The organism is Nostoc sp. (assembly GCF_036917455.1).
In the GTDB taxonomy this organism is placed as follows: domain Bacteria; phylum Cyanobacteriota; class Cyanobacteriia; order Cyanobacteriales; family Nostocaceae; genus Nostoc.
The window spans coordinates 33,059-49,435 of record NZ_JBALDK010000089.1 but is presented as its reverse complement, the minus strand read 5'-3'; the positions used below and the strand labels follow the sequence as shown (position 1 = coordinate 49,435).

The 16,377-nt window shown below is 42.7% G+C and carries 15 protein-coding genes; 3 read left to right on the top strand and 12 right to left on the bottom strand.

All coding sequences use genetic code 11. The annotated features are described in order from the left end of the window. Positions 1–131: 131 nt before the first annotated feature. The 4 genes from V7K42_RS09525 to V7K42_RS09510 form a co-directional block, all read right to left on the bottom strand. Positions 132–509 carry a glycine zipper 2TM domain-containing protein gene (locus V7K42_RS09525; protein WP_334915601.1) on the bottom strand — a complete coding sequence of 126 codons (378 nt, stop codon included), beginning with the start codon at positions 507–509 and terminating at the stop codon, positions 132–134. Continuing rightward, complete coding sequence (locus V7K42_RS09520) at positions 506–2,095, bottom strand: GMC family oxidoreductase (protein WP_334915600.1); 1,590 nt, start codon at positions 2,093–2,095, stop codon at positions 506–508. Before V7K42_RS09520 ends, V7K42_RS09525 begins: the two co-directional genes overlap by 4 nt. Positions 2,096–2,329: 234 nt before the next feature. Then, positions 2,330–3,907 carry an FAD-dependent oxidoreductase gene (locus V7K42_RS09515; protein WP_334915598.1) on the bottom strand — a complete coding sequence of 526 codons (1,578 nt, stop codon included), beginning with the start codon at positions 3,905–3,907 and terminating at the stop codon, positions 2,330–2,332. Between the two features lie 166 nt (positions 3,908–4,073). After that, on the bottom strand, positions 4,074–4,871 hold the full coding sequence (locus V7K42_RS09510) for an SDR family NAD(P)-dependent oxidoreductase (RefSeq protein WP_334915596.1): 798 nt from the start codon (positions 4,869–4,871) through the stop codon (positions 4,074–4,076). Between the two features lie 1,107 nt (positions 4,872–5,978). Here V7K42_RS09510 and V7K42_RS09505 point away from each other — a divergent pair. The 3 genes from V7K42_RS09505 (at position 5,979) to V7K42_RS09495 (ending at position 8,895) form a co-directional block, all read left to right on the top strand. Further along, the gene (locus tag V7K42_RS09505; RefSeq protein ID WP_334915594.1) at positions 5,979–6,884 is read left to right on the top strand and encodes an SMP-30/gluconolactonase/LRE family protein; all 906 of its coding nucleotides are present in this window, start codon (positions 5,979–5,981) and stop codon (positions 6,882–6,884) included. Next, the gene (locus V7K42_RS09500) at positions 6,881–7,423 is read left to right on the top strand and encodes a DoxX family protein (RefSeq protein WP_334915592.1); all 543 of its coding nucleotides are present in this window, start codon (positions 6,881–6,883) and stop codon (positions 7,421–7,423) included. The genes V7K42_RS09505 and V7K42_RS09500 overlap by 4 nt, the downstream gene beginning before the upstream one ends. Before the next feature lie 173 nt (positions 7,424–7,596). Next, positions 7,597–8,895: a chloride channel protein gene (locus V7K42_RS09495; protein ID WP_334915591.1), complete on the top strand. Its 1,299-nt coding sequence runs from the start codon at positions 7,597–7,599 to the stop codon at positions 8,893–8,895. 179 nt (positions 8,896–9,074) lie between these two features. Here the strand turns inward: V7K42_RS09495 and V7K42_RS09490 are convergent, their stop codons facing one another. The 8 genes from V7K42_RS09490 to V7K42_RS09455 form a co-directional block, all read right to left on the bottom strand. Then, positions 9,075–10,040, bottom strand: coding sequence for a VOC family protein (locus tag V7K42_RS09490; RefSeq protein WP_334915589.1), 966 nt, complete (start codon positions 10,038–10,040; stop codon positions 9,075–9,077). A gap of 32 nt (positions 10,041–10,072) precedes the next feature. Continuing rightward, positions 10,073–11,440, bottom strand: a complete 1,368-nt coding sequence (locus V7K42_RS09485) for an NAD(P)/FAD-dependent oxidoreductase (RefSeq protein WP_334915587.1) — start codon at positions 11,438–11,440, stop codon at positions 10,073–10,075. A 53-nt stretch (positions 11,441–11,493) separates the two neighbouring features. Beyond that, a complete protein-coding gene (locus V7K42_RS09480) occupies positions 11,494–11,739 on the bottom strand; it encodes a hypothetical protein (RefSeq protein WP_094332327.1) in 246 nt (81 codons plus the stop codon). A 38-nt stretch (positions 11,740–11,777) separates the two neighbouring features. After that, positions 11,778–12,437, bottom strand: coding sequence for a cytochrome c oxidase subunit 3 (locus V7K42_RS09475; RefSeq protein WP_334915585.1), 660 nt, complete (start codon positions 12,435–12,437; stop codon positions 11,778–11,780). Between the two features lie 123 nt (positions 12,438–12,560). After that, a complete protein-coding gene (locus tag V7K42_RS09470; RefSeq protein ID WP_334915584.1) occupies positions 12,561–14,228 on the bottom strand; it encodes a cytochrome c oxidase subunit I in 1,668 nt (555 codons plus the stop codon). Further along, positions 14,218–15,138 (bottom strand): cytochrome c oxidase subunit II, encoded by a 921-nt coding sequence (locus tag V7K42_RS09465; protein ID WP_334915582.1) that lies wholly within the window; start codon positions 15,136–15,138, stop codon positions 14,218–14,220. Before V7K42_RS09465 ends, V7K42_RS09470 begins: the two co-directional genes overlap by 11 nt. A 24-nt stretch (positions 15,139–15,162) precedes the next feature. Beyond that, complete coding sequence (locus tag V7K42_RS09460) at positions 15,163–15,756, bottom strand: DUF2231 domain-containing protein (protein WP_334915580.1); 594 nt, start codon at positions 15,754–15,756, stop codon at positions 15,163–15,165. Further along, the gene (locus tag V7K42_RS09455; protein WP_334915578.1) at positions 15,753–16,247 is read right to left on the bottom strand and encodes a DUF2231 domain-containing protein; all 495 of its coding nucleotides are present in this window, start codon (positions 16,245–16,247) and stop codon (positions 15,753–15,755) included. Before V7K42_RS09455 ends, V7K42_RS09460 begins: the two co-directional genes overlap by 4 nt. Positions 16,248–16,377 lie beyond the last annotated feature (130 nt).

Below are 16,377 nucleotides of genomic sequence, written 5' to 3'. Positions count from 1 at the left end.
GCAGAGGAGAAGGTTTACAGGTAGCTTTATACCTAAAAGATTATGAGGCAACTTGTAGGCGCGACAGCTTACTGCCTAGCCCTGGTTGACTTTGAATGTGAATACTACCTTTGTGTGTTGGACGATCGCCATCAACTTGGTAGATAAGATGCGTTTCCCCTGATTTCTCCACCTTGAGGTTTTGATAGTGCTTGTAATTCTTCCCAAGTGTAGTGACGGGGTAGTTCAACTGGTTTGTCATTAGCTCCTAATCTCAATCCAATTGTTGGCTGGAGTTCTTCAATGAATTCCTCAGTGTAAAGAGCTAGCTGATTACCTGTAACCCCACCGACGATCGCTCCTGCAACCCCAGCGATCGCAGCACCAACTTTACCACCAATAGAGTGACCGAGTGCAGCTCCTGCTACACCACCTGCCACAGCGCCTAAACTTGTACCTATGGGATGAGAATCTGTTCCATCTGAGCCGATTTGTTGAGATTCAATCTGCTGTTCATCGTTTGTCATCATGTTCCTCCTTGTGATTTGAAGCGTTCAGCTATGCTATCGCCAACGCGCAACGCATTCGCCATAATAGTTAATGTCGGGTTAGCACCTGAATTTGACGGAAAGAAACTACTATCTACTACGTAGAGATTGTCAACATCATGAGTTTGGCAATTGATGTCAAGGACTGAGGTTTTAGGATCGTTGCCAAATCGACAAGTACCGCATTGATGAGCAACAGCTTGTTCAGGTAAGTTGGTGCGGGGGTAAAGGCTAAATGGTAGGGCGTGTTTAGCGGAGTGAGGGATTGATTTTAATACAGATGTCCAACGATGGATTAAGCGATCGCTTGCTTCGGTATTATTCAGTGTATATTCAACATGAATCTTGTCACCCACTACGCTAATCCGATTATTTGGGTCTGGTAAATCTTCTGTTTGCAACCACCAGCCAACGGATCTTTCTGCAAGCAAATGTCGCTCATACTGAGGAATCAATTTTACAAACGGAGCCATAAGTGGTGGAGCCTCTGCGGGAATCATATCGGCTAGGACATTGCCCGTATTCTGCACCATCCCCATCGGATAAGGAAAATCCGGCTCTCCCCAATAAAAATCGTTGACAGCGATCGTTTTTTGAAAGTTGGCGCGATTCACTTCTAGATGTATGGAAACGATCGCGGTTTCCAACTGTTTCATGTAATTCCGCCCCACCTGATCGGAACTGTTCGCCAATCCATTAGGATGCTTATCGTTAGCAGACCTTAATAACAAAGCAGCTGAGTTGACAGAACCACAGGCAACAACCACAATATCACCTGCAAACCAATGCCTCTCCCCGGTAATTTCAGTTTCTACACTTGTAATCTCTCGTCCTGATTCGCTGGTGTGCAGCCGTAAAACTTTGGCATTAGTTAAAAGGGTGAAATTAGCATACGTTTCGCGGGTGGGACGAATGGCATTGACATCGGCATCGGCTTTTGCATCTACAAGACAGGGATATCCATCAAAGGTATCGCAGCGAATGCAGGGGCTTTTGGTGCGATCGCTTTCATTGAGTTTTAATCCTAATGGTAGATGAAATGGGTAATAACCCAGTTCGCGGATGCCATCAGCAAGAGACTGCATATCCGGCTCATGACTCACTGGCGGATAGGGATATGGTTTGCTACGAGGTGGTTCGGTGGGATCTTCTCCTTCTTGACCATGCACGTCATACAGCTTTTCTGCCTGGGTGTAGTATGGCTCAAAGTCTTGATATTTCAAGGGCCATTCTGGAGAAATTCCTCCTTTGTGAATTACCCTTTCAAAATCTCGCTCTCGTAATCTAATCAGAGCCGCGCCGTAGAGTTTAGTATTGCCACCAACCCAGTAGCCTGTCTGTGGTTGAAAGGCTTTACCTTCTTTGTTATACCATTCCTCATCTGTGTGGTAACGATTTTTTTGATAGACCTCCTCTGGAATCCAGTTAGCTTTCTCTCTGGGCAAAAAATCGCCTCGTTCTAGCACTAGAATTTTTTTACCTGTGGGTGCAAGGCGGTGAGCCAGTGTACCTCCACCCGCTCCTGTACCGATAATGATGATGTCGTAGTGTTCAGTGATGTTCGTCATATATGCAGGAGGTTGCAAATTATTTTTATCTCGAACCTATTAGTTAGTCTACCTAGTTCTTAGTCAGCAATTTAGTGCTGAATTAAGCTTGAACTTACGTAATAACCCTCTAAAACTCCATTCCTTTGTGCCCTTTGCGTCCTTTGCGGTTCGTTTTTTCATAATTTTGCGTAAGTCCTATAAGCGTTTAAGTGCTGACTACAAACTCCGCTAGTGCTTGCTACTAACTTGAGGCTATCGCTGAATCAAATCAACTGTACCACGCCGTAATTCCTCAACAGTTGGCATCTGGTTCAAGCGCATCAATTCCGAGATAGCTGCTGTTTCTGTATCACGATGACTGGTTGCAACTGCCAAGACTTGATTATTTTTGACGTAAAAAGCAATGAATTCCTGTTTTTGCAAATCTCCATCTACAACTATTTCATCCCAACTTTCGGCGTGTCCAACGTAGCGCAATGGAAACTTGAATTGCATCGTCCAGAATAAAGGAAGCCCTCTAAATTTGACTGCTTTTCCTGCCATGTTATGAGCTGCAATTCGCCCCTGCTGTGCTGCAACTCGCCAATGTTCAACCCGAAGTGATTCACTTGTTTGCCAATCGGGATAACGCGCAATATCACCTGCGGCGTAGATGCCATCAGCTGCACGTAAGTATTCATCAACAACAACACTGCCATCTTTGGGATGCAAATCGATACCCTTAAGAAAGTCTGTTGCAGGCTGTACGCCAATTCCGACAATTACTATATCTGCTTTGACGCGATCGCCATTATCTAAAATTACAGCTTCTACCTTGTCATTGCCTTCAAATTGAACCGCTTTCCTACCCAACTTAAAGGAAACGCCGTTCTCCTCATGGACTTGCTGAAAGATTTTGCCGATTTCCTGGCCCAGGGTTTTCTCAAAAGGTACAGAATCCGGTGAAATAACGGTTACTTGTAAGCCGTGCTGACTCAGCCCAGCAGCAGTTTCCATACCGATAAAACTGGAGCCAATGACTACCGCTTGTCCTTTTTGCTTGATGAGTGTCAAAATGCGGTCTATATCATTAAAACTGCGTAATGTGAGAATATTTTGCAAATCTGCACCGGGAATATCTAGCTGGACTGGTTTTCCTCCTGTTGCTACCAGCAGGGCATCATAAGTTAACGAATCACCACCGGTAAAGGCGATCGCTTTTGCCGTTGTTTGCACCTGTTCAACTCGCTTATTCAACAGTACTTCAATGGCGTGTTCTTTGTAGAAATCTGGCGATCGCAGGGGCATTTCCTCTGAGGATGTTTCACCAATAAAATAGTCTTTACTTAGCTTGGTGCGATCGTAGGGTAGCCTGTCATCCTGAGTAATCATGACGATTCGCCCTTGATATCCAGCTACTCGCAAAGCTTCTGCGGCATGGACACCCGCCGCCCCTGCTCCTAAGATCACAAATGTGCGCCCATCTGCGTTGGCGTTGAATTGCGCCATTGTAGGCGATCGCAATCCTGTGGTTTGCTCTGCTACGCTGACAATGACGTTTTCACCTTCAATGCGTACTTCATAGCAAGCTAAAGAATCCAAGCCAGGTGGCTCTAGTTGGTCGCCAGTCGTCACGTCAAAATAGGCATTGTGCCAAGGGCAAACAACATGATGTCCACTCAGCACCCCATCAGCCAGTGGTGCTTTATAATGAGAGCAGTGTGCGCCGACGGCATAAAACTTTCCATCGATACGACTCAATAAAATTTCTGTCTCACCGACAGACACCTGTCGCATTTCACCATCACTTAGATCGTTAATATTGGCAACAACTGCTTCTATTTTTTTCATAATCAACTTTTAAATTCAGAATAAGAGTTATACCAAATCTTCAAAATCCGGCAACAGATTCCAACCCGAAAAAGCAGATACAATACACCTCTTCATTAGAAATTGATATAACAACAAAGAACTTGCATACTGTGTTTGATACTAATTTCCCCTACATCTGCTTCCCTCACAAACTTGCAACCGAGCCACCATCTACCCGATAGTTAGAGCCAACCACAAAGCTTGATTGCTCAGAGCAAAGGAATGCAATCACAGCCGCTACTTCTTCGGGTTTACCACGTCGTTTTAGTTCGATGTGAGGGCGCTGTTCATCAAGAAAACTATCAACTGCCTCATCAAAGCTGACACCCAGTTCTTTTGAACGCTTTTCCATCATTGCATCAGTCATTGAGGTGGCGATATATGCAGGAGAAACTGCATTCACCAGTACGCCATCTTTTGCATAAGCTTTAGATAAGTTTTTAGCAAGATTCAGTACAGCCGCTTTACAAGCGCAGTAAGGTATCTCTTCTGGGTAGGGCTGTAGTGCATCTTCCGAACTGATGAGGATCACTCTTCCCCAACCAGCTTTACGCATCGCTCCAATAAAAGCGCGACAGGTGCGTACCGTCGCCATCAAGTCAACGTCAATTGTCTTATACCACTCCTCATCACTCAGTTCGAGGAAATCTCCCGTAGCACCTGTAATTCCTGCTGCATGAACGAGAATGTGAACTGTTCCAAAGCGCTTAAGAATTTGCTCTTTGGCAGCTTCAATTTCTTTAGGCTGAGTGAGGTCTGCTTGAACGGGAAATATTTCTCCAAACTTTGTCAGTTCCTCAGTCGCCTGCTGAAGAGTTTCTAAGGTCTTATCGATAATAGTAACCTTTGCACCCTCAAGAGCTAGCAGTTTAGCTGTCGCTTTCCCAATGCCGGAATCACCTCCAGTAACTACAGCAACTTTACCTTTAAGACCAAGATCCATAAGCTATTTCTCTATTTTTTAAATTAGGAACAATTTATGCAAAGCCGATTAATTGAGAAATATTCAGATAATTTTTGCTTGCACCCTTTACTTTATGTCACAATTTTTGAGTTTTCAACTCATCAATGGTATACATCCCAAATGATAAATTCAGCCTTTGGACATAGGTAAACTTGGAAAACAATTGTTTTCACTGAGATTTTTAACTAAGAAATGGGAAAAACTTTGGCATAACCCGTTGTGACAAAGGCATTCTCAATCTAAAATTTTAGATTCTACCCAATGGCTTAATTTTTATTTATGCCTCAAGATAGACTAAGAGGTTGTTTGAAAAGTGGTTGGCTGTGATATTGGGCACTTATCGATCCCCCCAAGACCGCGCTGGCTCCCCTTAAAAAGGGGGAAACGGAATCAAAACCCCCCAATTTATCGGTGGATTTAGGGGAAGATAAAAGTATTTGATACATCATTAAGGACTTTTCAAACATCCTCTAATCTCGACTTTATCCAAAATTAAGGACTTGGTTTTCTTTATCCGGTAAAAACCCTGGCTTTTTGGCAAATACTTTTTCCATGTCACAGATTATCGATGAAGATACAAGAATAAAACTACTGTCCCATATAGGTTTCAGCTTAGGCGTTCGTGCAACAACTAGGAGTATCGCATTGCAAAAAAATGGATAAAGCCGAGCTAATATTTCATTTCGATTTTATTTTTGTTTACGCATAATGTAACTCAGTGCATATTTTGATATATAAACAATAGGTAAAATCTTATAATTCATTATTTTGAAGCAGATAATTGAATCGATCGGTTATTTATATAAGCGAAAAATACTTTTAATATAAACGATCGCTTGAATAAATTAACAGAATTTATTAATTTAAACATTATTTTAATAAAAATAAATTATATCTATAGTTTGAGGCATATTATAGGTTATTCAATAATAATTATGTTTAGAAAAAATATCTGAAATATTCTACTTAATAGGTAACGGCAAACATATTTTAATAAAAAACACAAGTGGACTTTGAGAGCAATTTTGTATTTACTTTAACCTGCTATCTATCGACAGTAACCAAGTTAAATAAGCAGAGATTATTATGGCTAAAACCATTGAGATTTACGACGATCGCTTGCGTGCTATTGTATCTCTAGATGCTTCACTCCAAAAGCTAGCCAACGGTGCAGTTCATAGTGAGGGGCCTGTTTACTTTCACGAAGACAACACTGTTGTGTGGAGTGATGCTCACGGCAACCGCCTGTTACGTTGGAGTCCTATTAACGATGTGAGTGTCCTACGTGACCCATCTGATTATCAAAGCGGTAATTACCGTGACTTAGAGGGTCGCCTAGTTGCGTGTTCATCTGGTTTGCGTGCCATTATCCGCCGCGAACACAATGGTGAGTGGAAAGTTTTAGTCGATCGCTACCAAGGCAAACGCCTGAACAGTCCAAATGATTTAGTCGTGAAAAGTGATGGTACAATTTGGTTTACCGATCCGCCTTATGGCATCACCGAGCAAAATCAAGGTTATGGAGGCGAACAGGAACAAACCGGAAATTTTGTATACCGCTTTGATTCAGTAACAGGTGAGATTTATCCAGTAGTAACGGATATGATGCGTCCTAATGGGCTGGCTTTTAGTCCAGACGAAAGCCTCCTGTATGTTTCAGATACAGCTGCGTTTAATATACCTGGGGGGCCTCATGACATCTGCGTGTATGAGGTCGTGGGCGATCGCCATTTGCAGAATGGCCGTGTGTTTGCAGTCATCGATCCAGGACAACCTGATGGATTTCGGGTGGATAAGTACGGTAATGTTTTTACTAGTTCTGAAGATAGCGTGCAGATATACGCCCCCAATGGGACTCAGTTGGGAAAAATTCTTGTACCGGAGACACCCACTAATCTGACTTTTGGTGGTACAGAAGGCGAACGCCTTTTTATCACAGCCGGTCATTCCTTATATGCTATCGACCTTAATACCCGTGGTGTACAGCAATGATTTATAAATTTGCGACTGGTGTAGCGATCGCCTTTTTTCTCGGTTCATTTAATTTCCCACAGCTAAGTCCACACTTGTTAAGTTCATTCTCTCCTCTGTATCCTGACGGATTTCCCGGATTAGCACTTTTACTACTAAGAGTTAGCCTTGGCTGGTTGTTTATATTACATGGCTATCCTAAGATAACGCATCTTCAGCAGTGGGCTGAGTCTCTAAAAACGCCTATCTTTCTTTGCTTTTTATCAGCTGCATCTATGGTAGGTGGCGGAATTTTTCTAATTATTGGATTCCTGACACTTTTAGACACTTTACCCATTCTCTGCTCAATGATTTTTGCTCTATATTTAGACATTTCTGGAAGTAAACCTTTTGTAGCTCAAGATCCATACTTAATACCAGAAGACCAGTATAAAGGCCCTTTAGGCAAAGGCGAACCGCCAAGTTGGGAAAAAGCATTTATGTACTGCGTCATGCTAATTGCGATCGCGGTTTTAGGCCCTGGTGCTTATTCCTTAGATACTCTAATTTTTGGACAATAGAATAGTGAGTGGCTAGGGAAGAGTATACGAATAGCTTGACTCAAGCTTTGAGATTCTGCATTCCAAAATTTTACTCCATCGGTAATTTTGCACGTATTTTGTCATACCCCCTACATTAGTATAATAAATGTCAATAATCTCTGACATTTGATTCATTAACTTAGGAAATCGCAGTGCTACCAAATAAGCGTACTCCCATAAACCCAACTCAACGCTGGAAATTTTTACAACTTTTTGGACTGGTAAAACGTAATCCTATGCTAATTTCACGGTGGGTTTTATGCTGGGTAGTTGTGGGGACTGTTTGTGGTCTATTTGCTAGTTTGTACTGGAATATTTTGGAACTGATGACTCACCAACTAGAAAAGTTAGAGGGTGTGAGTCTGTTAATTGTTATGCCAATAGCTGGATTAATTATTGGCTTGGTAATTCATTTTTTAGGCAATCCTGGGGAAATTGCTGTCATTGTCGATAATATCCATTTTCGTGGTGGACGTTTGGATATCCGAAAAAATCCGGCAATGATTCTTGCTTCTTTGGTGAGTATCGCTGCTGGGGGTAGTGCAGGCCCAGAAGCGCCATTAGTACAGATTACAGGTTCTTTTGGTACATGGGTAGGCGATCGCCTCCGTCTCCAGGAGGAAGACTTGAGAACTATGAGTTTAGCAGCAATGGCGGCTGGCTTTACCGCCTTGTTTGGCGCACCATTAGGTGGGGCAATATTTGCTCTAGAAATTCTTCACCATCAGCATATTATCGAATACTACGAAGCTTTAATGCCAGCGATTGTTTCTAGTTGCGCTAGTTATTTAGTATTTGCCTTTATTACCCATTTGGGAATTGCCCCCACGTGGCATTTTCCCAAATATAATTTACAGAACATCGATGATTTTGCTTGGGCTATCCTATTTGGAATCATTGGCGCTGTTGCAGGCTGGATTTTTATAGCTATTTTTCAAGGCTGTGACAGACTGTTGGCGATACTTCCCATTCCTATTTATGTACGCACCACATTAGCAGGATTGGGCTTAGGTATTTTAGCAGCCTTCTTACCCTTAACCCGCTATTTCGGACATGAAGAATTAGAGTCAGTCTTAACTACTAATTTTTCAGTTGTTTTTCTCTTAATTTTAGCCTTGGGTAAGATGGCATCTATCAGTATGACAGTCACCGGTGGGTGGCGTGGTGGTTTCATTATTCCCTTATTTTTTACTGGTGCTTGTATTGGTAAAGCCATTGCAATTTTAATTCCGGAGGTAAATCCTGCACTAGCTATGATCTGTACAATGGCAGCTATTAATGCAGCAGTAACGCGTACACCTATAAGTACAACTTTGTTGTTATCAAAACTGACTAATTTTAGCCCTTTTACTCCAATCCTTTTTGCTAGTCTGATTGGGTTTTTTCTCGCCCCAAAAGTTCCCTTAATAGCTTCTCAACTTAAATCACAGCAGTCTCTTGAGGAAATATAAATGTCGCAAATATTATTTTAATTGGTATTAGTTTTGAAACCCCTTAAGGAAGTCGGCAGAAAAAATGATAGCTATCTAACGAAAAGTTAAATAGGACTGGAGTCGGTAAATTTAAAAGGTTTTTGTAACACAAACCTTTTATCGAGATTGCTGAAAATATACCTAATATTCTCTCACGATCAGTAATCAATTAGCAAAATTGTATGTCCGTCAGGGTCTTTAACTAAACAACCTTGCTTGTAAGGCAATGAGCTATTTGTAAACTGTAGAATCCCTGGTGATACAAACTGAACTCCATTTTGCCGCAGGATCTCAACCACTTGCTCAATGTCATTGACAACAAGCTCAATTTGCATGTGTGCAATATCGCAACTTTTCCAGTCACTCGGTATAGGACGACCTTTTCCAGGCACAAGATAGTCTAGCAATTCAATCCCTAAGCCGCCTTGAGCAGGTCGCAGTGATGTAATTCGGACTTTGGCTTCTGGCAAATTATCTAAGCTCGTTTGGGTTGCACGCCAGTTAAGACTCTCGCTATCGACTTGCATTCCCAAGAGGTCATGGTAAAAGTGGAGATTCTGCTCGGTGTTAGAAACTGCGATCGCACTATGATCGATTCCCAAAAACAAGCGATTCGTGTCCTGATGCCACTTGTCTTGTCCTTTATCGGCAGGAAACCAAATTAACTCTAAATCATGACCATCAGGGTCTTTAAACTTAAAGGCGCGGACACCACCAGATGTTTCATTATCGGATAGGATTGTCTGCGGAGCAACTGAAATGGGTTCAATCGGAAATGAACACACTTGTGCATAAGCGCGATCCATATCACTCACCACAATTGCGAAATGTTGAAACCAGATGTCATTACTTTGAGAATCTTTGGGGATGGGTTTTCCCTTTATATTGACATACTCCATCAACTCGATGAGTTCATCACCTAGTTGTAAGGTGACAATCCGAATTTTTGCCTCAGTTATTCCTTGCAAGTCGCTGTAATCTTGTCCTTCAACTGTGATATCAGAAACTAATTCAAACCCCAGCGCTTGCGTGTAGAAATCAACAGAGCGATTGCAGCTTGTCACTGTTGATCCAATAGCTCGAATTTTTTGTACCTGTACATAAGTTTTACTAGCCATATTCATCAACCAACGCTCCTTTTATCAATCCCTAGTCCCTACTCCCCTTTATCTTCATCTCCCAACATTTTCAGTAATTTTCTCGCAGCGAGAAGACCCACGACTCCTGCACCGACAATTTCCACCGCTTGCACCACTTTTTTCCCGACATCATGAGGATCGAGATGATGGTGAAAAATCTCTTCATCCACCCATTCAGTTGTGGCTTTGAAGTCATGAATTGCTGTTGGTAAGAGCGTTAAATAAGTACCTTGACGGATTAAATGCGCGCTTTCGCCTGAAACTTCAAAAACATTAAAAAGGTTAGCAGCAGCATGATTTATCCCCAATTTCAAAAGGGTTCCTCGGATGTTAACCTTAACAGGTTTGAGTTCTTTGCCAAGAGCGATCGCTTTCAAATTCTGGGCAATATTAGCTCCTTGCTGATAAGCTACTTGAGCCGTAGGTGGTAGTGAATTATCCTGAACTGCTGCACAATCACCACCGACAAACACTTCTGGGAAATCAAGCAATTGCAAGGTGGGAGTCACTAAGGGGCGATCGCGACGATCCCGATGTTCTTTAGGAATTGGCAAGTCTTTAATTAGTGGATGGGTAGAAGTGCCAGCAGCCCAAACTGTAGTATGTGTTGCTAATGTTTCAATTTGCTCCTTATGCTTATATTGAATTGAGTTGGAAAGAATAGCAGTCGCTTCAGCTTCCACAATTATCTCTATTGGCACAGTACGTTTCTTCAATTCCTGTTCGGCAATTTCACGCAATGGGTTATTAATATCACCATCGAGGATTTCTTTACCATGATTGAGCAGTACTACGCGAATTTCACTTGAATTACCTCCCAAGGCGCTATACCAATGTGGGAGAAAATCAGCTAAAGTGGCTGCCATTTCCACACCACTAGCACCACCACCAACTACCACTACTGTTAATAGTTGGCGGCGTTGTTCTAAATCTTCAGTTTGAACTGCTTTTTGTAAACAGTCACGTAAATGTCTCTCAAGAGCGATCGCATCTGCTTGCGTCCAGAAAGGAAAGGCATTAACATTCGCCCCCTCAACCTGATGATAGCCAGTAACACTCCCCAAAGTTAATACTAAGTTGCTGTAGTTATAGGAGTTTCCTGAGGTTAATTTGACTTCCCGTTGATGCAAGTCTATCGATTCCACTGTATCTTGCACAAAGATGACACCACTACCTTTAAGTAGTTCCGAAAAACGCGGGACTACCTGAAAGTTATCCATCTCGCCATCGAAATATTCATATAGTAGCGGCTTAAAGCAAAAGCGCTCGTCTTTATCAATCAAAATAACAGAACGAGGATAATGTTTGTGAGCTAGGTGTAAGGCTGTAAATAGACCTGCAAAACCACCGCCGACAATTACAGTTTGATAAACTGGGCTGTTCATAAAATCCCTCGTAAATCTTGTGAAATTAGAATATTTAATTAATCAAAGCTTTGCTAGATGAATAAAAACAAAGCTATCACAATAGCGCTGAGGAACACAGCCAATGCAATAGCGTATTCAACTCTGCGACTAAAAAATCCTACAGCAGCAATCAGAGCGATCGCTAGCCCAATAATGCCAACATATTGCTCTTTTTGTAACCCGCGTGCAATTAGTGGGTCATTACCTGGTGCTGGAGTTTCTTGAATTGTTTTTGGGGCACGTTCTGAGGCTGGGATCTCTTGTAAGAATAAATTCATCAAATTACTCCTTAAAACAATGGGATGTCTGAATTTTTTTATGTCCGCCAAAGATAGATAAGCGAGAAAAGAAAGACCCAAACTACATCAACAAAATGCCAAAACAGAGTAGTCGCACTTGTACCGAAGTGAGTCTGATTATAGTTACCTGGAATGAATGAGCGAATCAGCATAATTATCTGAAGCACAACACCAGCCAGAACGTGTAGACCGTGGAAGCCTGTTAATAAGTAAAATGTCGAACCAAGTAACCCTGTAGTAATCTTAAAATCGAGACTTTTCCACTCAATTAACAGACCAACTAAGAAGTAACTTCCCATTGCGATCGTTATCAGCCATAGCCAGCGAAATTTACTAAGTTGATTACGCTTGAGGGCATTTTCTGCTGGTTGAATGACAAAGCTGCTAGAAAGTAATACTACCGTATTAATAACCACAAGTGTAGATAATTCCGGCCCAGAAATACCAGGTGGTAGCCAGTTATGAGTAGTCAGTCGGAGAGCAACATAAGTAAAGATAAAACTCAAAAAGATAATGCTTTCTGACAGCAGGAAGATGGTAAATCCGAACATTCCTTTACCATGATGATCTTCATGAGTACCGCCACCACTTGGTAGGAAGCGCTGTAACCAATTTGGCAAGCGTCGCCGCCACAAATCAAAACGGATAGGACTTTCATCTGTATGACGACGTTGCATAATTCTAGGGACTGGGGACTGGGAATTGGGGATTGGGGATTGGGGATTGGGAATGGGGATTGGGGATTGGGAATTGGGTATTCTCGTTGTCCCCTTGTCCCCAGTCCCTAGTTCCTAGTATCTTCACTCACTGTTATCGGAATTTACGATTACTGAGTATTTTGGATTGCCGTAGTCATAAGGCGGTCTTGTCACGGTTGGAATCTCCTCAAAATTATCTCGTGGAGGTGGTGAAGAGGTTGTCCATTCCAATCCAGTAGCGTGCCAGGGATTATCAACTGCCCTCGGGCCGTAGAGCCAAGAGCCTACTATGTTAGCAATAAAAGGCAGCGTAGATGCTCCGAGCAAGAATGATGCTAGGCTAGCGATGACGTTCCATCCTTGATACTGTGGGTCGTAGGAAGAAACTCGGCGTAACATTCCTTGTAAACCTAATGGGTGCATGGAGAAAAAGGTAATATTGGCAGGAATAAAGGTCAGCCAGAAATGCAACTTGCCCCAACCCTCAGCATACATTCTTCCAGTTATCTTGGGAAACCAGTAGTAAATGGCTGCGAAGATTGCCATTGTGATCGTGTTAAAAACGATGTAGTGGAAGTGTCCCACAACAAAGTAGGTGTTATTAACGTGGATATCAAATGGCGTGGCTGCAAGCATTACACCAGTAACACCACCAAAAATAAACATTGCTGCACCTCCCATTGCAAACAGCATTGGTGTCTCTAGATGTAGCTTGCTTCTCCAGATGGTGGCAGTCCAAGCGAAGGCTTTAATTCCAGTGGGTATGGCAACTAACATTGAGGTAGCCATGAAGGTCATTCGCATCCAACCAGGGGTAGCACTGGTGAACATGTGATGTACCCAAACGAAGATGCTGATGAAAGCAATACCTATTGTAGCGATCGCAACTGACCGATAACCAAATAGGGGATTGCGAGAAAATGCAGGCAAAACCTCAGCAAAAATACCGAAGGCTGGTAGTGCCATGATATAAACTGCTGGGTGAGAGTAAAACCAAAATAAATGTTGGTAAACGATCGGATCGCCATTTCCATCCGGTTTAAAGAATTGTGTACCAACGGATAGATCAAGCAACAGTAGGATCAATGCAGCTGTCAAGGCAGGTAAATTAATCAGTTGCAATAACTGAGCGCTGAAAACCGACCAAACAAACACAGGCATCCGAAAAAACGTCATCCCTGGGGCCCGCATCCAAAAGATGGTTGTCACAAAGTTGACAGCCCCCATGATGGAAGAGATGCCTATCAAAACTAGGCTGACTATCCAAATAAATTCACCGTTAATAAACTGATCCCCTGGAACTTGCAGACTAACTGGCGGATAAGACCACCACCCAGCTTGTGCAGTCCCGTTTGGCAGGAAAAAACTAGATAGTAGTAATAGACCGGCTGGTGGCAAAATCCAAAAAGAGATGGCGTTGAGCAAGGGAAAAGACATATCCCGCGCGCCAATCATTAGCGGCACTAAATAGTTAGAAAGACCTGCGTTGAAGGGAATAATCCACAGGAAAATCATGATTGTCCCGTGCATGGTGAATAACCCGTTATAAAGCGGGCGATCGACCAAATTTGATTCTGGGGTGAGCAATTCAGCCCGAATCAGCATCGCCAATAACCCACCAATCAGGAAGAAAATGAAGGTCATCACCATGTACTGAACTCCAATCACCTTATGATCGGTGTTGAAGCTGAAGTATTCCCGCCAAGTATTACTCTGCTGGTTCTGCGATTCTTGATCCCCGGTAATCTCTTGACTAAAGTCATGTGTCATTATTTAGCTTCCTTTTATTGGCAATGCCAGATTGAGCAGGTGTGACGGTGTACCAGCCGCTATTAAACAATGTTTTTGGTGGTTGGATATTTTCGGCAACTGCCTGATTGATGGGAATTTGTTCGCTAGTAGCAGTTTGCGTGAGCCACTGATTATATTGATCGAGTGATTCAACGTATACATCCGTTTCCATTAAGGCAAAGTAAGTACCGCTAAATTGAGAATCTTTCAGCCGATATTTGCCTGGGCGAATCGGTGTTAGCACAATATCAATTTTGCGCCCTGGAACAATATCCTGCTTTAAGCGAAACTCAGGGACATAGAAACCGTGGATCACATCCTGCGCTTGCAGATTTAAGCGAGTACTGAGATTGATCGGCAGATGCAGTTGATTGCTAGTAACGTTATTGGGATAACGAAAAGACCAATCCCACTGCTTAACAAAAACATCAATAGTTTCAGATGCAGGTTTGGGAAGATCGCTGACGGTTGCGGCATAAGCTGGTGCAGATTCTAGGGGTGTATGCAAATGCACGATTTGGTTTAAACCCAAAATATCTAACTGCTGATAAATATTGAAGCTTTGCAAAGCAATCCACACTACTAACAAAGTCGGGGTTGCTGTCCACAATATTTCTAGCCTCGCATCACCTCTAGATGGGTGTCCCTCGGTGTAGTCTTCTGGGGGGGCGCGATGGAATGCGATCGCATAGACTATAACGCCAACTAACCCAAGGAAGATAAATGCTCCAATTGAAACTAAGAAGCTAAATAAATCATCTACCCGTTGTGCTTCTAGTGTAGCTTGCGGAGGCATCCAAGAAAACGCCTGCTGTCCAATCCACCGACTGATGACGAGCAGCACTGCAACATAAACCGCTATTAATACATATTCAAAAACACTAAACATAAAATTCAATAAATTCTCGTTTAATTATTTGCTGTCAACATTTTTAGAAATTGTATTAGCAGCAGTAACATGAACCCCAAATTCCTCTCCCAAGTGCGCCCCCAAAGTTCCGTGAACGAATAATATCCCCAGCATTGCAATCCCTGCTAACAAGTAAGCCCACTGCACCTGTCTGGAAGCATCCTTACGCCAGCGATAGCGTTGCAAACCTCTCCATACAGTCATGGCGACAATAATCCCCAACAACAAAACGCCACCCAAACCATGTAAAAGCATCGTCCAACCAGCACTCAACCCCCAAGCACTCTTTTGATCGACTGGTGGATTTGCCAACAGTAGTTCAAAAAAACCAGCCGCAACGGTGAAAAATGTGATAGCTGCTGCTGCTATGAGATTGTACCAGGCGACATCAAAAAAGCTGGAACGGATGGCAGCCAATCCCAAAAATTTGAAAATTGGTTTTTCTAAAGAAAACAACACTCCTGCTATATCAAAAATGATGGCAATGATGAACAAACCCAGCGTTAGATGCACTAACTGCGGATGTACAGGAATTTCGTAGGGTAATCCGTTAGCACCCAACCGCAATCTCAACTGCTCAATCAGTTGTGAGTTCATGGTGAAACTCCCTGTTTCATGGCTTGAACTACAGGCTCAACGTGCAACCCATATACCCAAAACAGTTTACTCCCCAAATACACTTGCACAAATACTAGGCAGACTAACAATGTTGCAGCCCCCAGGTAAGCAGGCGGTACTCTTCGGGGGTTGCTGTTGCGAATTACAAAACGCCAAGCTGCGATCGCTGCGACAATGGCCGCCAGCGACCAACCCAAGACGGTATGATAATTCAGTGTTGACTGGGCTGCTTTTTGGACTTGTGCTAGTCCTGCTTCAAATTGACCGAAGATAATAGCGATGAAAATTGCGATCGCAGCAACAAACATATTCCAGAAACTCACCTCAAACAAACGCACGTTGCGGGTGAAATATCCCACCACATCACACACGAAAGAAAAAAGCACCATTGCGATTACGAAATGGACAACGATCGGGTGTAGAGGGTCAGGGTATGGTAAATTTTGGTTATTCAGAGACAGAGCAGGCATCGCTTTTTCCTTCATAAATCTAAGTATGTAGATGCTATCCGCCTAATGCATCATTCACATATTGTCAACAATACTACTGCTCAAGCCGCAGCTAAAGTCAGTAAAAAAGATTTAAAAATTGTGATGCACT